The 20730-nt window shown below is 72.8% G+C and carries 4 protein-coding genes; 3 read left to right on the top strand and 1 reads right to left on the bottom strand.

The genetic code is table 11. The features are described from left to right. The first annotated feature begins 16 nt into the window (after positions 1–16). From C1701_RS25975 to C1701_RS25945, 3 genes are read left to right on the top strand one after another with little or no spacing between them, the layout of a single operon-like run. The gene (locus C1701_RS25975) at positions 17–4960 is read left to right on the top strand and encodes a type I polyketide synthase (protein ID WP_443098135.1); all 4944 of its coding nucleotides are present in this window, start codon (positions 17–19) and stop codon (positions 4958–4960) included. Further along, complete coding sequence (locus tag C1701_RS27985) at positions 4957–14577, top strand: type I polyketide synthase (protein WP_443098173.1); 9621 nt, start codon at positions 4957–4959, stop codon at positions 14575–14577. Before C1701_RS25975 ends, C1701_RS27985 begins: the two co-directional genes overlap by 4 nt. A gap of 5 nt (positions 14578–14582) precedes the next feature. Then, positions 14583–20117: a type I polyketide synthase gene (locus C1701_RS25945; protein ID WP_443098172.1), complete on the top strand. Its 5535-nt coding sequence runs from the start codon at positions 14583–14585 to the stop codon at positions 20115–20117. On the opposite strand, the gene C1701_RS25940 is transcribed toward C1701_RS25945, so the two are convergent. Continuing rightward, positions 20118–20660: a hypothetical protein gene (locus C1701_RS25940; protein WP_103056824.1), complete on the bottom strand. Its 543-nt coding sequence runs from the start codon at positions 20658–20660 to the stop codon at positions 20118–20120. It abuts the gene before it with no gap. Between the last annotated feature and the right edge of the window lie 70 nt (positions 20661–20730).

Here is a 20730-nt window from a genome sequence, read left to right as displayed (position 1 = left end):
GCGATCGCGACAGGTGGTGTCGGCGGTGACCGAACAACAACTTCGTTACTTCCTCAAGCAGGTGACGAAAGAACTGCACGACACTCGTCAGCGGCTGCGCGCGGTTGAGCAGCAGAGCGACGAGCCCATCGCGATCATCGGGATGGGCTGCCGGTTCCCGGGCGGGGTGCGCAGCCCGGAGGACCTGTGGGAGGTGGTCTCCTCCGGCTCGGACGTGGTGTCCGGGATGCCGGACAACCGGGGCTGGGACGTCGACGCGCTGTATGACGCCGACCCCGACAAGCCCGGCAAGAGCTACGGCGTCTCCGGTGGCTTCATCCACGACGTGGCGGACTTCGACGCCTCCTTCTTCGGGATCAGCCCGAGGGAGGCGGTCGCGATGGACCCCCAGCAGCGTCTGTTGCTCGACGCCTCGTGGGAGGCGTTCGAACGCGCCGGGATCGACCCGGTCTCGATGCGGGGCAGCTCGACGGGTGTGTTCACCGGGGTGACCCACCAGGGGTACGACGTCTACCTGGCGTCATCCCGCGAGGGCGCGGACATGTACGTGGGCACCGGCAACACGGCCAGCGTCGCGTCCGGTCGGGTCGCGTACACCCTCGGTCTGCACGGCCCGGCGGTCTCCATCGACACCGCGTGCTCGTCGTCGCTGGTCGCCCTGCACTGGGCGTGTCACGCGCTGCGGCGCGGCGAGTGCTCGATGGCGCTGGCCGGCGGTGTCACGGTGATGGCGAACCCGAGCATGTTCGTGCTCTTCAGCAGGCAGCGCGGCCTGGCACCCGACGGGCGGTGCAAGGCCTTCTCGTCCTCGGCCGACGGCACCAGCTGGTCCGAGGGCGTCGGCATGCTCCTGGTGGAACGGCTCTCCGACGCCCAGCGCAACGGCCACCCCATCCTGGCGGTGGTCCGAGGCAGCGCCATCAACCAGGACGGCGCGTCGAACGGGCTGAGCGCACCGAACGGCACCGCTCAGCAGCGGGTGATCAGTGAGGCCGTGCTCAACGCGAAGCTGTCCGCCTCCCAGGTCGACGCCGTCGAGGGCCACGGCACGGGCACGACCCTGGGTGATCCGATCGAGGCGCAGGCGTTGTTGGCGACCTACGGCCAGGACCGCCCAGCGGACCGCCCGCTGTCACTGGGGTCGGTGAAGTCCAACATCGGCCACACCCAGGCGGCGGCGGGTGTCGCCGGGGTGATCAAGATGGTCATGGCCCTGCGGCACGGTGTCCTGCCCAAGACCTTGCACGTGGACGAACCGACGCCACACGTGGACTGGGCGTCCGGGGCCGTCGCGGTCCAGTCGGAGACGCGGCCCTGGCCGGAGACCGGTGAACCGCGCCGGGCCGGGGTCTCCTCGTTCGGCGTGAGTGGCACGAACGCCCACACCATCCTGGAGCAGGCCCCCGAAGTGGCGGCGAAACCCGAGGAGCCGAGGTCGGTTCCCGTGGTCGTGCCGTGGGTGTTGTCGGGTCGGTCGGCGCGGGCCCTGCGGGAGCAGGCCGCCCGGTTGCGCGACCACCTCGACAACGGCGGGAGTGACCCGGTCGACGTGGGCTACTCGTTGGTGGTCTCCCGTTCGGTGTTCGAACACCGCGCCGTGGTCGTCGGTACCGACCGGGACGAGCTGGTCGCCGGGTTGAGTGCCCTTGCCGAGGGCGGGTTGGCCGCCGACACGGCCCCCGGTGTGGTCTCCGGGGTCGCCGAGTCCCGGGGCCGTCGGGTGATGGTGTTCCCCGGCCAGGGCTCGCAGTGGTGGGGCATGGCCACGGGCCTGGCCACCTCCTCGACGGTGTTCACCACCAGCTTCGACCGGTGCGCCACCGCCTTGGCCCCCTACGTGGACTTCTCCCCGTGGGCGGTCCTGCGGGGCGAGACCGACCCGGCGGTGTTGGACCGGGTGGACGTGGTCCAGCCGATGCTGTTCGCGGTGATGGTGTCACTGGCCGAGTTGTGGCGGGTCCACGGGATCGAGCCGGACGCGGTCATCGGGCATTCCCAGGGTGAGATCGCCGCCGCCCACGTCGCCGGGGTGCTGACCCTGGAGGACGCCGCCAGGATCGTGGCCCTGCGCAGTCGGGCGATCGCCGAGGAGTTGTCGGGTCAGGGCACGATGGCCTCGGTGTCGGCCCCGGCGGAGACGGTGCGGGGGTGGATCGGCCAGGTGTGCCCGGGTGAGGGTGCCCGGGTGGGGGTGGCCGCGGCCAACGGTCCGACCGCGACGGTGGTCTCGGGTGCGGTGGACGCGGTGGAGGCGGTGGTCTCCGATGCGGTGGCCCGGGGTGTGCGGGCGAAGGTGATCCCGGTGGACTACGCCTCGCATTCCGAGCAGGTGGAGGGGATTCGGGAGCGTCTGGCCCGGGATCTTGCCGGGGGGGTTCCGCGGCGGGGTCGGGTTCCGGTGTTCTCCACGGTGACTGGTCGGGTGGTGGATCCGACCACGATGGATGGGGAGTACTGGTATCGGGGTCTGCGGGGGCGGGTGGTGTTCGAGGATGCGGTGCGGGTGGCGGCTGGTGAGGGGTTCGGGGTGTTCCTGGAGGTGTCGCCGCATCCGGTGTTGACGATGGCGGTGGAGGAGACCCTTGATGGTGTGGGGGTCGCTGAGGTGGTGGTGTTGGGGTCGTTGCGGCGTGGGGAGGACGATGCTCGGCAGTGGGTGAGGGCGTTGGCCCAGGCCCATGTTCGGGGTGTGGGGGTGGACTGGGCGCCGTGTTTCACGTCGCACGGGGCGGTGGTGACCGACCTGCCGACCTACCCCTTCCAACGCCAACGCTACTGGCCGGACGTGGGGACGCTCCCGATCCTGGGAGCGGGCCCCACCGGGACGGCATTCGCGTCCGACGCCGAGTTCTGGGCGGCCGTGGAACGTGAGGACCCCGAGCTGCTGGCCGAGACTCTGGGAGTCGAGACGGCGGACGTCTCACTTCGCGCGGCCCTGCCCGCCCTCTGCTCGTGGCGGCGCCGCGGCGAGGACCGCGGAGCCGTCGACTCCCTGCGTTTCCGCATGGCGTGGAAGCCACTGAGCGCCCCGATCCGTCCCGTGCTCACCGGCGACTGGCTCGTCATCCTGCCAGCCGACGACGAGAGCGGACTCGGCGCCGAGTGCGTGCGTGGACTGGCCGAACACGGAGCGGGTGTCACCGAGCTGAGGGTGGACGCGGGGCGAGCCGACCGGGAGTCCCTCGTCGGGCAGCTGCGCACCCTGCTGCCCGAGGGCGAACACCTCCAGGGCGTGCTGTCGTTGACGGCGTTGGACGACCGGCGCGACCCGCGGCGCGCGACGCCGGCCGGGTTCGCCACCACCATGGCGCTCGTGCAGGCCCTGGGTGACATCGCCGTCGACGCGCCGTTGTGGTGCGTCACCCGGGGAGCGGTCGCCGTGGAGGCGACCGAGCGGCTCGACAACCCGGACCAGGCCCTCGTGTGGGGGCTCGGTCGCGTCGTCGGGCTGGAGCACCCGACGAGGTGGGGCGGCGTGATCGACCTGCCCGAAGCACTGGACGGGCGCGCGGCCAGCTGGCTGTGCGCGACCCTCGCGGGGCTGGGCGGCGAGGACCAGGTGGCGATCCGTGACTCCGGCGGCTACGGGCGGAGGCTGGCACGCGCACCCCTCGGTGGCCGGCCGGCGTCGGGTTCCTGGTCACCGTCGGGCACCGTCCTCGTGGCCGGTGGCACGGGCGGCATCGGCAGGCAGGTGGCCCGCTGGCTGGCGGCCAACGGCGCCGACCACCTGCTGCTGATCAGTCGACGGGGCCCGGAGGCACCCGGCGCCGAGGAGCTGACGAAGGAACTCACCGAGACCGGCGTGCGCGTCACGCTGGCGGCCTGTGACATCGGTGACCGGGAGGCGCTGGCGTCGGTGCTGGCGCAGCTGCCGGCGGAGCACCCGCTCACGGCGGTGGTGCACTCGGCCGCGATCCTCGACGACGGCGTGATCGACTCGCTGACACCCGAGCGGATCGAGCGCGCCCTGCGCGTGAAGGTGGCCGGAGCGCTCAACCTGCACGAGCTGACCCGGGACGTGGACCTGTCCGCGTTCGTCGTCTTCTCCTCGGTCGCGGGTGCGATCGGAACCTCCGGGCAGGGCAACTACGCCCCCGGCAACGCCTTCCTCGAAGCCCTGGCGCAGCAGCGCCGGGCCGACGGGCTTCCCGCGACCTCGGTGGCCTGGGGTGCCTGGGCAGGCGGGGGGATGGCCGACGGCGCGTTCGGCGAGGTGCTCGACCGACACGGGATGCCCGCGATGGCGCCCGAGTTGGCGCTCCGCGCGTTGCGGGAGATCCTCGACCACGGGGAGAACTCCCTGCTCGTCGCGGACATCGCCTGGGAACGCTTCGCCATCGCGCTGACCGCGACGCGGGAGAGCCCGCTGATCCGGGACATACCGGAGGCCGTCCTCGCGCTGGAGGCCGGTGGCGTCGACGGCCCACCCTCCGGCGACTCGCCGATCCGGGAGAGGCTGCGCGCCCTTTCCGGCGCCGACCGGGAACGCGCCGTGGTCGAGCTCGTCCTCGGCGAGGTGGCCGCCGTACTCGGGTACGGCTCCGCCGCCGACGTGGAGCCCAAGCGGGTCTTCCTCGAGCTGGGTTTCGACTCGGTGACGGCGGTGGAGTTGCGCAACCGGCTGGCCAAGGCGACCGGCGCGACCCTGCCCGCCACCGTGGCGTTCGACTACCCCACCTCGGTGGGACTGGCGGCATTCCTCCAGGACCAGATGTTCGGCGCCGGCGACCCGGCGGGCGCCGACGCGCTGGAACAGTTCGACGGACTGGAGAGGAACCTGTCCGCGCTGGACTCCGACGACTCGGTTCGGACCAGGATCATGCTGCGCATGCAGGCGCTCGTCGCCGAGTGGAAGACCTCGGCGGAGCAACCGCGGGAGAACGGCGCTCACGACTTCGAGTCCGCCACGGACGACGAGATCGCTGATCTCATCGCGAAGAAGTACGGAATTTCCTGATTTCTGAACGACACCGGCCTCGCAGCCGAAACGGAGATGCGTCCATGGCGAGTGAAGAAAGGCTCCGCTACCTGCTCAAGCGGGTCGCCGCCGACCTGGAGGAGACTCAGCGACGGCTTGGTGAGGCCGAGGCCAGGGAGACGGAACCGATCGCCATCGTCGGCATCGGATGCCGCTTCCCTGGCGGAGTGCGCTCGCCGGACGAACTGTGGCGCCTCCTCGCGGACGGCGTCGACGCGATCTCGGAGATCCCGGTCGAGCGGGGGTGGGGGGTTGACGAGTTCTACGATCCCGATCCCGATTCGGGACGACGCGACACCACCCACACCCGCCACGGCGGGTTCATCGACGGCATCGCTGACTTCGACGCGGACTTCTTCCGGATCAGCAGGCGAGAGGCGCGGGCGATGGACCCCCAGCAGCGGATGCTGCTGGAGGTGGCCTGGGAGGCCCTGGAGCGGTCGGGCATCGATCCGCTGACGCTCCAGAACAGCCGCACCGGCGTGTTCGTGGGCACCAACGGCCAGGACTACGCGACGCTGCTGTCCGCGGCGGCCGAGGACGTCGGCGGGCACGCGTTGACCGGCACCGCCGCCTCCGCGATGTCCGGTCGCCTGTCCTACACCCTCGGGCTCGTCGGCCCTTCGGTGACCATCGACACCGCCTGCTCCTCGTCGCTGGTGAGCACGCACCTGGCCAGCCAGGCGCTGCGGAGTCGCGAGTGCTCACTGGCGCTGGCGGGCGGCATCTCCCTGATGTCGATCCCCGCCATCTTCGTCGCCTCCAGCAGGCAGAGCGTCCTCGCCCACGACGGTAGGGCGCGGGCTTTCTCCGCCGACGCGAACGGCACCAGTTACGCGGAGGGCGCCGGCGTCCTGGTCCTGGAGCGGCTGTCCGACGCGCACCGCCTCGGCCACCCGGTGCTGGCGGTGCTGCGCGGGAGCGCCGTGAACCAGGACGGCAGGAGCAGCGGCATGACGGCTCCCAACGGTCCGGCCCAGCAGCGGGTCATCCGCGACGCCCTGGACAACGCGCGGTTGTCCCCCCGGCAGGTCGACGCCGTCGAGGCGCACGGCACCGGCACGGTGCTCGGCGATCCGATCGAGGCGCAGGCCCTGCTGTCCACCTACGGGCAGGACCGGCCGGCGGACAAGCCGCTGTGGCTGGGTTCCCTGAAATCGAACCTCGGGCATGCCCAGGCCGCGGCGGGTGTCGCCGGCCTGATCAAGATGGTGCTGGCCCTGCGCAACGGCGTCCTGCCGGCCACCCTGCACGTGGGGACCCCGACCCCGCACGTGGACTGGGCGGCCGGGGCGGTGGCGCTGCTGACCGAGTCGCGGCCGTGGCAGCGTGTCGACCAGCCACGCAGGGCCGGGGTCTCGTCGTTCGGCATCACCGGCACGAACGCGCACGTCATCGTGGAGGAGGCCCCACCACCGCCCGGCCCGACCGCCGCCACCGCGACCCGCACCAGGCCGAGGGCCGTGGTCACGGGGACCGTGCCCTGGGTGCTGTCAGCGAAGTCCGAGCGGGCGCTCGCTGAACAGGCGGTCAGGCTGAAGGCGACGCTGGCGGACCGACCCGACCTCGACGTGGCCGACGTCGGTCTGTCACTGGCGACCACCCGCTCGACGTTCGACCACCGCGCCGTCCTGCTCATGGACGACCGCGAGGCGTTCCTGAACGGCCTGGACGCGGTGATCGCAGACAGGCCGCACCCCGGCCTGGTGCGCGGAGTCACGGCCGAGCGGGAGAAGGCGGCGTTCGTCTTCCCCGGCTACGGTGCCCAGTGGGTCGGCATGGGCAGGGAGCTCCTGGAGCGCTCCCCGGTCTTCCGTGACCGGGTGACCGAGTGCGCGCGGGCCTTCGAACCGCACCTCGACTGGTCGCTGCTGGACGTGCTGCGGGACGTTCCCGGTTCGCCGGACCTCACCCGCATCGACGTCCTCCAACCGGCGTTGTTCGCCATGACCGTGTCGCTGACCGAGCTGTGGCGGGCCTTCGGCGTGCGACCGACCAGCGTCGTCGGGCACAGCCAGGGCGAGGTCGCGGCGGCCTGCGTGGCCGGGTACCTGTCCGTCGAGGACGGCGCCCGGGTGATCGCACTGCGCAGTCGTCTGCTCCGCGAGCTGAGCGGCGGGGGCGCGACCGCGTCGATCCTGCTGCCCCTGGAGCGGGTGCGGCGCGGTCTGGAACGGTGGGGCGACAGGCTGGCCATCGCCGCCGTCAACAGCCCGACCTCGATCGTGGTGTCCGGCGAGTCCGACGCGTTGGACGAACTGGTCGCCAGCGTCCTTCAGGAGGGCGGTCGAGCGAGGAGGTTGCCCGGACTGACCAACGCCGCGCACTCCGCCGACGTCGAGCCGGTGCGCGACCGGCTCGTGCGGGGACTGGAGGGCCTCTCGCCGTTGGCCTCCTCGGAGCTCCCGCTGTTCTCCACGGTGTTCGGCGACCGGCTCGACGGCACGCCCCTGGACGGCGAGTACTGGTACCAGAACCTCCGGCAGCCGGTCGAGTTCGAACGGGCGGCTCGAGCGCTCCTCGCGGACGGGCACGACCTGTTCGTGGAGGTGGGCCCGCATCCCGTGCTGCTGCCCGGAATCCGGGAGACGGCCGAGGACAGCGGCCACGACATGGCGACGACGGGAACGCTGCGCCGCGACGAGGGTGTGGAACGGTTCCTGACCTCACTGGCCGAGGCGCACGTCGCAGGGGCCCGCGTCGACTGGTCGGCGGCGTTCGACGGGCTGGACGCCCGCCGGGTCGAGTTGCCCACCTACCCGTTCCACCGCGACCGGCACTGGCCTTCGCTCGACTTCTGGGCCGCACCGGAGAGCGCCCAGCTCCCAGGGACCGACGTGGCCACCGAGGACTCCGAGTTCTGGGGGATGGTCGAGCGGCAGGACCTCGACGAGCTGGCCGGCGCCATCGGGATCGACGGTGACATCCGACTCGGTGACGCCCTGCCCGCGCTGTCCCAGTGGCATCAGCGGCGGCAGGTGGAGTCCCAGGTGGACTCCTGGCGGTACCGGATCAGCTGGCGGCCGCTGACCACCGCCCTGCCCGAGTCGCTGACGGGCACCTGGCTGGTCGTGGCCCCCACCGGGCACGACGCGGACGACCTGGTCCTCGGCCTGCGGCGCTCCGGAGCCCAGGTCCACACCCTGCGCACCGCACCGGAGGACACCAGGCAGGTACTCGCCGAGCGGCTGCGGGAGGACGTGGGGGACAGCGAGGTGGCCGGAGTCCTCTCGCTGCTTGCCCTGGACGAGCGTCCGCACGCCGAGCACCCGTCGGTTCCTGCCGCGGTGACGGGAACGCTGCTGCTGGTCCAGGCTCTCGGCGACGCCGGACTCACGGCGCCGCTGTGGTGCTGCACCAGGGGCGCGGTATCCGTGGGCAGGTTCGAGGCGCCGACCAGCGCGACGCAGGCCCAGGTCTGGGGGCTGGGGCGCGTGGCCGCGCTCGAGCACGCCGACCGCTGGGGCGGGCTGATCGACCTGCCCGAGTCGCTCGACGACCGGGGAGTCGCCAGGGTGGCCGGGGTGCTGGCGGGTGTCGACGGCGAGGACCAGGTCGCCGTGCGCCCCTCCGGTGTCTTCCTGCGCAGGCTGACCAGGGCGAACGAGGGAACCGGCGGACAGCCCTGGCGGCCAAGGGGAACCGTGCTGATCACCGGTGGTACCGGCGGTGTGGGTGCGGACGTCGCCCGGTGGGCCGCGCGGCAGGGCGCGGAACACCTGATGCTGGTCAGCCGCCGAGGAACACGGGCACCCGGAGCGGCGGACCTCGACGCCGAGTTGCGCGAGCTGGGCGCCGAGGTGACGATCGCGGCCTGTGACGCCGCCGACCGCGCCGCCCTCGGCGAGCTGCTGGCCTCGATACCCGAGCGCCACCCGCTGACAGGCGTCCTCCACGCCGCCGCCGTGCTCGACGACGGCATCCTGGACGGCCTCACCCCAGCCCGGTTCGAGGCGGTACTGCGGGCCAAGGTGGACGCGGCCACCAATCTGCACGAGTTGACCGCCGGTATCGAGCTGGACGCGTTCGTGCTCTTCTCGTCGATGGCCGGCACCACGGGGAACGCCGGCCAGGGCAACTACGCCGCGGCGAACGCCTTCCTCGACGCGTTGGCCGAGCAGCGCCGCGCGAAGGGGCTGCCCGCCACCTCGATCGCCTGGGGAGCGTGGGCGGAGCACGGTCTCCTCGCGGAGAACCCGGCGCTCGTCGAGCGGATGCGCCGCGGCGGCCTCGACGGGATGGCGCCGGCGGCCGCCCTCACCGCATTCGAACGGGCGGTGGCCGCCGACCAGACCGTGTCGACCATCGCCGACATCGACTGGGCACGCTTCGCGCCGGCCTTCGGCACGGTGCGGCCCAGCCCGCTGCTGTCCGACCTCCCGGAGGCACGACGCGCACTGGAGACGGAGGCCCCCGCCCTGAGCGAACAGGACCAGCCGGAGTCGTCGGCGGCCCCCGCGATGGCCGGTCTGCCACCGAACGAGCAGCTCCGTGCCCTGCTGAAGCTGATCAGCGTCAACGCGGCCGCCGTGCTCGGACACGCGTCCCCCGACGCGGTCACCGAGCTGCGCGCGTTCCGGGACCTCGGCTTCGACTCGCTGACCGCGGTCGAGTTCCGCGACAGGCTCGCAGCCTCGACCGGTCTGGCGCTGCCGACGTCCCTGGTGTTCGACTTCCCGAACCCCAGGACCCTCGCCGAGGAGCTGCGCACCCAGCTGGCCGGAGGGACCACCTCCGACCCCGTGGTGGCCCCCGTGGCGGCGGGCGCCGACACCGACGAGCCCATCGCGATCGTCGCCATGGGCTGCCGGTTCCCCGGGGGTGTTCGGACACCGGAGGAGCTGTGGGAGCTGGTCGCCTCCGGCCGCGACGCGATCGGGGAATTCCCCTCCGACCGGGGCTGGGACCTGGAATCCCTGTACGACGCCGACCCTGACCGGGAGGGCAGGACCTACGTCCGCGAAGGCGGCTTCGTCCACGACGCCGGGGAGTTCGACCCCGGCCTCTTCGGAATCAGCCCCCGTGAGGCGTTGGCGATGGACCCGCAGCAGCGGCTGCTGCTGGAGACCGCGTGGGAGGTCTTCGAACGGGCCGGCATCGACGCGACCTCGCTGCGCGGCAGCCGCACCGGCGTGTTCATGGGCACCAACTACCAGGACTACGGCGCGCTCATGATGGCCACCGCCGGTGTCGAGGGCCACCTGCTGACGGGCAACGCGTCGAGCGTGCTGTCCGGGCGGATCTCCTACACGCTCGGACTCGAGGGGCCGGCGGTGTCGGTCGACACGGCGTGCTCGGCGTCACTGGTCGCGCTGCACCTGGCCTGCCAGGCACTGCGGCAGGACGAGTGCTCCCTCGCCCTGACCGGCGGGGTCACCGTGATGTCCACCCCCGGCATCTTCGTAGGGTTCAGCCGGCAGCGGGGGTTGGCCTCGGACGGCCGGTGCAAGCCGTTCGCGGCGGCGGCCGACGGCACCGGCTGGGGCGAGGGCACCGGTCTGGTTCTGTTGGAGCGGTTGTCGGACGCGCGTCGCAACGGTCACCAGGTGTTGGCGGTGGTGCGGGGCAGCGCGGTCAACCAGGACGGAGCGTCCAACGGCCTGACCGCGCCGAACGGCCCCTCGCAGCAGCGGGTGATCCGCCAGGCCCTGGCCAACGCCCGGCTCACCGCCTCCGAGGTGGACGCGGTGGAGGCGCACGGGACGGGCACCACCCTGGGTGATCCGATCGAGGCGCAGGCGTTGTTGGCGACCTACGGCCAGGACCGCCCGGCGGACCGGCCGTTGTGGTTGGGGTCGGTGAAGTCCAACATCGGCCACACCCAGGCGGCGGCCGGCGTCGCCGGCGTGATCAAGATGGTCATGGCGCTCCGCAACGGAGTGCTGCCGAAGACCCTGCACGTCGACGAGCCCACCCCGCACGTGGACTGGGAGTCCGGAGCGGTGTCCGTGCTGGCGGAGTCCCGGGACTGGCCGGAGACCGGCGGGCCCCGCCGGGCCGGGGTGTCGGCCTTCGGCGTCAGCGGCACCAACGCGCACCTGATCCTCGAGCAGGCACCAGCCCCCGAGGAAACCCCCGCCGAACCGGACGAGCACCAGGGCGGGGTGCTGCCCTGGACGGTGTCCGGCAGGGGCGAGGTGGCACTGCGCGCGCAGGCGTCCCGGCTCTCGACGTACACCCGCGACAGCCGGGAGCTGCGGCCCGTCGACATCGGGTACTCCCTCGCGACCACCCGAGCGGCACTGGACCACCGGGCGGTGGTGCTGGCGCACGACCACGACGACGCCGCCCGCGCGTTGGACTCGCTCGCCGGGGGACACCCCGACCCGTCCGTCGTGCGGGGCGTGGCCCACGACCGGGCCGTGGTGGCGTTGCTGTTCACCGGGCAGGGCACCCAGCGAGTGGGCATGGGACGCGGCCTCTACGACACCCAGCGGGTGTACGCCGACGCCTTCGACGCCGTGTGCGCCCAGTTCGACGGCCTGCTGGACCGGTCCCTGAGGGAGCTGGTGTTCGCCGAACCGGGCTCGCCGGCGGAACGGGCACTGGACGAGACCCGCTACGCCCAGGCCGGGTTGTTCGCCCTCGAGGTCGCGCTGTTCCGGCTCGTCGAGTCCTGGGGCGTGACCCCCGACTACCTCATGGGCCACTCGATCGGAGAACTCGTCGCGGCCCACGTGTCCGGCGTGCTGTCGTTGCCCGACGCGTGCGTCCTGGTGGCGGCGCGGGGGCGACTGATGCAGGCGGCGCCGCTCACCGGTGCGATGGTGTCGATCCAGGCCTCCGAGGACGAGGTCGTCGGGTCCCTCGGCGAGCACGTCCCGCTGGTCGAGGTCGCCGCGGTGAACGGCCCCTCCGCCACGGTGATCTCCGGTGACGCCGACGCCGTGGCCGCCGTCGCCGAGCACTGGCGCGACGCGGGACGCGGGACGAAACGGCTCCGGGTGAGCCACGCATTCCACTCCGCGCACATGGACGGGATGCTCGACGAGTTCCGCCGGGTCGCCGACGGTCTGGCCTTCGACGAGCCCCGGATACCGGTGGTGTCCAACCTCACCGGGCGCATCGCCACGTCCGAGGAGCTGCGCTCGCCGGACTACTGGGTTCGCCATGTCCGGGGAACCGTGCGGTTCGCCGACGGCATGCGCTGCCTGACCGACAACGGGGTGACCGCCTACGCCGAACTCGGCCCGGAGAGCGTCCTCGCGGTGCTGGGCCGGGACTGCCTCGACGAGCTCGGCGCGCCCGAGGCCGTCGTCACCTCACTCCTCCGCCGGGACCGTCCGGAGGTGGAGACCGCCACCAGGGCCGCGGCGGAACTCCACGTTCGCGGGGTGGCGGTCGACTGGGGGGCCGTACTGGCCCATCGCGGTGGTCGACGGGTCGACCTGCCGACCTACGCGTTCCAACGCGAGCGCTACTGGCCCGTGGCAGGCGAGCCCAGTGACGTCGCCCGTGCGTCGGAAGGAGCGCCGACCTCCTCGGAGTCGAGGTTCTGGCAGCTGGTGGAGGAGGGCAATCCGCGCACAGTGGCGAGCACGCTACGGGTCGAACCCGGTGACTCCCTCGACGCCGTGCTCCCCGCGTTGTCGGCCTGGCGTCGTCGAGATCGGGAGAGGTCCGTACTGGACTCGTGGCGCTACCGGATCGCGTGGAAGCCGTTGCCCGAGGGCGATGCGCGGCTGCGAACGGGAACGTGGCTACTGGTCATGCCCGACACCGGGACCGGCCGGCGGTGGTCCGGCCCCTGCGTCGCCGCCCTGGCCCGGCACGGCGTCCAGGTGGCCGAGGTGGCCGTGCGCCCGGACGGGGTGGACCGCGCACGGCTCGCCGAGCTGCTGGTCGCCGTGCCCGACGCCGTGGACGGGGTGCTGTCCCTCCTCGCGCTCGACGCACCCGACGCGGCGAGCACGCTGGCTCTGGCACAGGCCCTCGGGGACGCGCGGATCGAGGCGCCCCTGTGGTGCCTCACCTCCGGCGCGGTCTCGGTCGGCCGGTCTGATCCGCTGTCCAACCCCGTCCAGTCGCAGGTGTGGGGCCTCGGCCGAGTGGTCGGCCTCGAACAGCCGAGGCGCTGGGGTGGGCTGGTGGACCTCCCCGAGTCCCCGGACGAGCGGGCGGCCAGCCGGTTGTGCGCCGTCCTGGCCGGCGGCGCGGAGGACCAGGTCGCCGTGCGGGCCTCCGGGACCTTCGCCCGCAGACTGGAGCGGGCACCGATGCCCGGCGGCACCGCGGGCGACGGCTGGCGTCCCAGCGGCACCGTGCTCATCACGGGTGGCACCGGCGGACTCGGCAGCGTGGTCGCCAGGTGGGTCGCGGGCGCCGGGGCCGAGCACGTCGTGCTGACCAGCCGCCGTGGCGCGGACGCACCCGGCGCGGCCGCCCTGGAGGCGGAGCTCACCGATCTCGGCGCCACGGTCACCGTCGCCGCGTGCGACGTGGCCGATCGGGTGGCGATGGGTGAGCTGGCAGCCCGGCTCACCGAACGCGGGTCGCCGATCCGTTCGGTGTTCCATGCGGCTGGCGCCGGCCAGTCGACACCCCTCGGCGACACGACCCCGGAGGAACTCGCCGACGTCCTCGGAGCCAAGGTCGGGGGCGCGGTCGTGCTGGACGAGCTGTTCGATGACGACTCGCTCGACGCCTTCGTGCTGTTCTCGTCGATCGCCGGTGTCTGGGGCAGCTCGGGGCAGTGCGGCTACGCGGCGGCCAACGCCTTCCTCGACGGGATCGCCGAGCACCGTCGCGCTCGCGGCCTACCGGCGACGGCGACGGCGTGGGGTCCCTGGGACTCCTACTCGGGCATGGCGGTCGAGGACGCCGACGCGCTGCTCCGCAAGCACGGCCTGCCGCCGATGGACCCGGACCTCGCGATCACGGCGCTGCGACGGGCGATCACCGCCGACGAGACCTCGGTCACCGTCGCCGACGTGGACTGGGCACGGTTCCTGCCGCGGTTCACCTTCGCCGGCCCGAGCCCGCTGCTCGAGGACCTCCCGGACGTGCGGCGGTTGCGCGCGGAGCAGGAGCGCACCTCGGCGGCCGTTCCCGCCCCCACCGAGGACGTCACGGCCCAGCTGCGTGAACGGCTCGCCGCCGGTACCGAACGGGACGCGAGGCGGACGCTGGAGTCCATGGTGCTGCACGCGGTGAGCACCGTCCTGGGACACTCCTCCCCGCAGGCCGTCGAGGCCTCCCGGGGGTTCCTCGAACTGGGCGTGGACTCGATGACCGCGCTCGAGGCGCGGGACCTCCTCGGTGTGGCCACCGGGCTCAGGTTGCCCTCGACCCTGCTGTTCGACCACCCGACTCCGGCCAAGCTGGTCGACCACTTCCTGGCGGAGCTGGCCCCCACGATGTCGGACGAGTCGGAGGACGACGAGGTCCGCCGCATTCTGGAGGCGATCCCGGTCGGGCGGCTGCGGGAGGCGGGCCTGCTCGACGCGCTGCTGGGCCTGGCACGGACGGAGGAACCGGAGCGGGACCGGCAGGCGCGGGTGGAGGAGAGCGCGATCGAGACGATGGGCGTGCGGGGGCTCGTCCAACTGGCGCTCGGCGACGCGGACCAGCGACGCACCGGGGATGGTGAGCTCTGATGAACGTGTCCACCGACGAACTGGTCAAGGCGCTGCGCGCGTCCCTGACCGAGAACGAACGGCTCAAGCGGGAGCTGCGGAAACCAGCGGTCGAGCCCGCCGAACCGATCGCAGTGGTCGGCATGGGCTGCCGGCTCCCCGGCGGGGTGCGTTCTCCGGAGGAGTTCTGGCAGCTGGTGGCCGGGGGCACCGACGCGATCACGGAGTTCCCCGTCGACCGGGGCTGGGACGTCGACCGCCTGTACGACGCCGACCCCGACCAGCCGGGCACGAGTTACGTCCGGGCGGGCGGGTTCCTGCACGATGCGGGCGACTTCGATCCCCGCTTCTTCGGGATCAGCCCCCGTGAGGCGTTGGCGATGGACCCGCAGCAGCGCCTGCTGCTGGAGACCGCCTGGGAGACGGTCGAGCGGGCGGGGATCGACCCGGTTTCGCTGCGCGGCAGTGGCACCGGCGTCTTCGTCGCCCCGAGCAGCCAGGACTACGTCGCGCTGCTGGCCACCGTGCCCGACGGTGTCGAAGGCTACCTGGGCACCGGGAACGCGGCTGCCGTGTTGTCCGGGCGGATCTCCTACACGCTCGGCCTCGAAGGGCCGGCGGTGTCGGTCGACACGGCCTGCTCCTCGTCGCTGGTGGCCATCCACCTGGCCGCCGCGGCGCTCACCGCTCGGGACTGCTCGCTCGCGCTCGCCGGCGGCGTGTCGGTCATGTCCACCCCGACGGCGTTCATCGAGTTCAGCCGGCAGCGGGGCCTGGCCTCCGACGGCCGGTGCAAACCCTTCGCCTCGGCGGCCGACGGCACCGCGTGGAGTGAGGGCGCGGGCCTGGTGCTGTTGGAGCGGTTGTCGGACGCGCGTCGCCACGGTCACCAGGTGTTGGCGGTGGTGCGGGGCAGCGCGGTCAACCAGGACGGTGCCAGCAGCGGGCTGACGGCACCCAACGGCCCCTCGCAGCAGCGGGTGATCCGCAAGGCGCTGGCCAACGCCCGCCTGGCTCCGTCGGAAGTGGATGTCGTGGAGGCGCACGGCACGGGCACCACACTCGGAGACCCCATCGAGGCGCAGGCGTTGTTGGCGACCTACGGCCGTGACCGCCCGGCGGACCGGCCGTTGTGGTTGGGGTCGGTGAAGTCCAACATCGGCCACACCCAGGCGGCGGCGGGTGTCGCCGGGGTGATCAAGATGGTCATGGCGATGCGGCACGGTGTGCTGCCCCGGACCCTGCACGTGGACGAACCGACGCCGCACGTGGACTGGGAGTCCGGGGCCGTGTCGGTGCTCACGGAGTCGCGGGACTGGCCGGAGACCGGCGGGCCACGCCGGGCCGGGGTGTCGGCCTTCGGGGTGAGCGGCACCAACGCCCATCTCATCATCGAGGAGCCACCCCGCGCGCCGGAGGAGGCATCGGCAACCCCCGAGCCGATCCGCCCGGCCGACCAACCGGTGCCGTGGCTGCTGTCCGCGCACACTCCCGAGGCCCTGCGCGGCCAGGCGGCGCGCCTCCTCGCGCACGTGATCGCCGAGCCGGCCCTGACACCGGCCGACATCGGGTTCTCCCTGGCCACCACCCGGCCGTCGTTCGAGCACCGGGCCGTCGTGCTCGGCCGGACCAGGGAGGAACTCCTCGAAGGCACCCGATCGGTGGCCGACGGTGCCCCGACGGCCACCGTGGTCACCGGCTCGTCGAGGACGGCGGGCAGGACCGTGTTCCTGTTCTGCGGTCAGGGCGCCCAGTGGCAGGGAATGGCGGTGGAGCTGTTGGACAGCTCTCCGGTGTTCCGCGACCGCTTCGACGCCTGCGCACACGCCCTGGCACCCCACCTCGACTGGTCGATCCACGACGTGCTCCGAGGCGTTCCCGGCACGCCGCCGCTCGAGCGCAACGACGTGCTCCAACCCGTGCTCTTCGCCGTGACGCTGTCGCTGGCGGCGCTGTGGGAGCACCACGGCGTCGTCCCGGACGCGGTGGCCGGCCACAGCCTGGGCGAGGTCACCGCCGCCTGCGCGGCCGGCGCGCTGTCGCTGCCGGACGCGGCGCGGATCATCGCGCTACGTGGACGGGCACTGGCCGACGTGGCCGGCGGCGGTGGAATGGCCGCGGTGTCCCTACCCGCGGACAGGGTGCGGGACTGGCTCGACCGCTGGGACGGCAGGCTGGAGATCGGCTCCACCAACAGCCCGGTATCGACCGTGGTATCCGGCGACGACGACGCCGTCAACGAGTTCCTCGGGTTGTGCGCGTCGCAGGGAGTCCGTGCCAGGCGGGTCACCATCGAGTACGCGGGGCACTCCCGGCAGTTGGACCCCTGTGCGGCGCGCCTGGCCGACCAGCTGGCCGGTCTGGAGACCTCGGGCACCACGGTCCCGTTCTTCTCCACCGTCACCGCGACACGACTCGAGGGCGCCGCCCTCGGGGCCGACCACTGGGTGCGCAACCTTCGGGAGCCGGTCCGGTTCGAGGAGACCGTGCGCGCACTGGTCAACAGCGGGCACACCACCTTCGTGGAGTTGAGTCCACACCCGATCCTGATCCAGTCGGTGGCGGAGACCATCGAGGACCTCGACGACGCGGGCGGCCGGGTGTTGAGCGTGGCGTCCCTGCACCGCGGCGCCGACACCGGGCAGCGGTTCCTGACGTCCCTGGCCGAGGCCCACGTCGGTGGCGCCCCGGTGGACTGGACCCCGGTGTTCGCCGGGCGCGGCGCCCGACGCGTCGACCTGCCGACGTACGCCTTCCAACGGCAGAGCTACTGGCCGCTGCCCGCTCCAGCCCCCGTCGACGCGAACCCGGACCCCCAGGGCGCCACCGCCGGCTTCTGGGACGCGGTCCGCCGGGTGGACGTCGACGCGCTCGCCGCGATGCTCGGGGTGGGCAGCGAGGACGGACTCGGCGCGGTCGTGCCCGCCCTGTCCGACTGGCACGACAGGGCACGGGTCGAGTCCGCGCTGGACCGGTGCCGGTACCGGATCGCGTGGAAGCCGGTGGCCCAACCCCCCACCGGGACGCCGACGGGCACCTGGCTGGTCCTGGTACCCGCCACGCGCGGCGGTGACGACCGCATCACCGCCGTGGTGCGGATGTTGGGTGCCCAGGTCGACCGCCTCGTCGTGGAGGAGGTCCCCGGCGAGACGTCCTCGCTGGTGCTCCGCGGCGACGACCAGGACCTGTCGGGCGTGCTGTCCCTGCTGGCGCTCGACGGGACCGCGAACCCGGGTCACCCCGAGGTGGCCAGCGCGACCGCTGCCACGCTGACCCTGGTCCAGGCGCTCGGCGCCGCCGGGATCGACGCCCCGCTGTGGTGCGTGACGTTCGGCGCGGTGTCCGTCGGGGACGCCGACCGGCTCCTCGATCCCCGCCAGGCACAGCTCTGGGGGTTGGGGAGGGTCGCGGCGCTGGAGCACGCCGACCGCTGGGGTGGCCTCGTCGACCTCCCCCCGGTGCTGGACGACCGCGCGCTCCGACTCCTGGCTGGTGTCCTCTCCGGCACGGGCGGCGAGGACCAGGTGGCGCTCCGGCCGTCGGGTTCGTTCGCCCGCAGACTGGTCCGGGCACCGTTGGGTGAGGTTCCCGCGTCGCGCGACTGGACGACGCGGGACACCGCGCTGATCACGGGTGGCACCCACCGGGAGCGCGTGGGCCTGGCCAGGACGCTCGTCGACGCCGGCGCCGAACACCTCGTGTTCGTCGACCGTGGCGAGACGCGGACGCCCGGGGTCGCGGACCTGGAGACCGACCTGCACGCGCTCGACGCGGAGGTGACCGTCGTTGCCTGCGACATCTCCGACCGCGGTGAGATCACCGGGCTGGTGCGCCGCCTCCAGGCCACCGGTAGTCCGATCAGGACCGTGGTGCACGCGGCGGACGTCCAGCGGGAGGGCCCCCTCGCCGACCTGCGGGTCGACGAGCTGGCCGAGCTGTTCGGCGCGAAGGTCGCCGCGCTGACCCACCTGGAGGAGTTGCTGGGCGACGACGCGGACACCTTCATCCTGTTGTCCTCGAACGCCGGGGTGTGGGGCAGCGCCCGTCAGGGACCCCAGGCCGCCGCGAACGCCTTCCTCGACGCCGTCGCCGAGCGGTGGCGGGCGGAGGGGCGCCGATGGGTCTCGATCGCGCGGGTCCGCCCCGACGACCGGGACGCCGCCGAGCGCGAGCGGTTGGCGCGCCGCGGCGTGCGCGTCATGGAACCAGGCCTGCTCGGCGTGGCCCTGCGCCAGGTCCTTGACCACGACGAGACGTTCGTCGCCCTCGCGGACATCGACTGGACCAGGTTCGTCCCCACGTTCACCAGCGCCCGCCCGAGCCCACTGCTCGACGAACTGGGCGAGGTCCGGCTGGTCCGCGACACCGCGAACACCGATGGCCACCCCGGCGATGTCCAGAGCTCCAGCGCCCTCCGGCGGCGCCTGGGGCCGCTGTCCCCGTCCGAACGGCTCGCGGCGCTCGTCGACGTGGTCCGAGGCGAGGCCGCCACCGTACTGGGCTACTCGGACCCGGCGGAGATCACCACCGACCGCCAGTTCCTCGAACTGGGCTTCGACTCGCTGACCGCCCTGGAGCTGCGCGACCGGCTCGGTGGGGCCACCGGGCAGCGGTTGTCCACCACGCTCGTCTTCGACCACCCGACACCGACGCTGCTCGCCCGCCATCTGCGCGCCCTGCTGTTCGGCTCGGACGAGGCACCCGTCGCGCCACCCACCGAGCAGCACGGATCGCCCGGTCTGATCAGTGCGATGTGGCGGCAGGCGCACCGGACCGGCGGCTCGGAGACGTTCTCCCGCCTGCTGACCGAGATCGTGGAGTTCCGCCCGTCCTTCAGCGACCCGAAGGACTTCCCGGAGCCACTGCGACCGGCCCGCCTGTCCGAAGGCCCCGAACAACCGATCCTGATCTGCTGCTGCACCATGTCACCGATGTCGGGGCCGCACGAGTACGCGCGCTTCAGCGCGGCCTTCCGCGGCCGCCGGGAGGTCCACGCGCTGCCCAACCCGGGTTTCGTCGAGTCGGAACCGGTGCCCGACACGCTGGCCGCGTCGGCCGCCGTGCAGGCCGAGGCCGTCCGGCGACTGACCAGGGGAGCGCCGTTCGTGCTGCTCGGACACTCCGGCGGGTCCATCGCCGCGAACGTGCTCGCGCACCACATGGAACAGACGGGGTCGGGGCCCTCGGCGGTGGTGCTGATGGACTCCTACCCGCCGTTCAGCGAGGTGCTCAGCGGGTGGAGTGGCGAAATGCTGGAGGGCGTGTTCGAACGCGAGCGTTCCTACGCTCCGATGAACGACGCCAGGATCACCGCCTGGGCGGCCTACATCGGCGTCATGTTCGCGTGGGAGGGGTTGCCGATGGCCGCCCCGACCCTGCTCGTCCGCGCCTCCGAACCGCTCGGCGCGCCGCCGGACGACCAGGACTGGCGCGCCTCCTGGAACCACCCGCACGAGGTCGTCGACGCTCCCGGCAACCACTTCACGATGATCAGTGAGAACGCGAGGTCGACGGCCGGTCTGGTGGAGGACTGGCTCACACGGGTGGCGCCAGGGTCGTGATCAGGCGGCCACGGCCGTGACGGGGGTCGCCGCCGGTTCCCTCCGGAGCCTGCGCAGTCTCAGCAGGGTGCGGACGCCGGTCGCGTAGACGAGCACGCTCAGCCCGACCAGCAGGATGGAGACCGGAACGGGCAGCGGCTCGGGGAGGCGCGTCGCGAACGTCCACAGGGTTCGCGACGCGTCACCCCCGACGATGAGGATCAACGAGATGACGCCGGAGGCCATCGGTATCCACCCAGCGCCGAGGCACAGTCCGATCGTGACGCGCATCCCGTTCGCGCCCGGCGGCTCGACCAGGACGACCGTGGGCTCCCCCGGCTTCGCGCGGAGGTTCGGGTTTCCGCCCCGCAGCTTCTCCAGCAGCTCGGGGCCGTTCGTCTCGAGCCTGCGGTAGGCCAGCCGCCCGAACAGCCACATGGCCAACCCACCGATGAGCAGGCCGAGAGGCACACCCGACCACCGCAGCAGCGGATCGTCGCGCACCGTGCCCAGGAGCACGACGCCGGCGACCGGCAGCGCGGTCGCGACCGAGGCACCGATCATGATCCAGACCAGCCCGGTGATGTTGCCGCTGTCGGTGGCGGGGTTCGCGCTGCGGCGGTGGGCGTCGGGG

This window comes from Actinoalloteichus sp. AHMU CJ021 (assembly GCF_002895405.1).
GTDB lineage: Bacteria > Actinomycetota > Actinomycetes > Mycobacteriales > Pseudonocardiaceae > Actinoalloteichus_B > Actinoalloteichus_B caeruleus.
The sequence above is the reverse complement of the archived record's forward strand: the minus strand, read 5'-3'. Positions and strand labels throughout refer to the sequence as shown.

Coding starts and splice junctions, on each gene's coding strand:
- C1701_RS25940 (WP_103056824.1), bottom strand. CDS start 20,660: ATGATCGGTGCCTCGGTCGCGACCGCGCTGCCGGTCGCCGGCGTCGTG.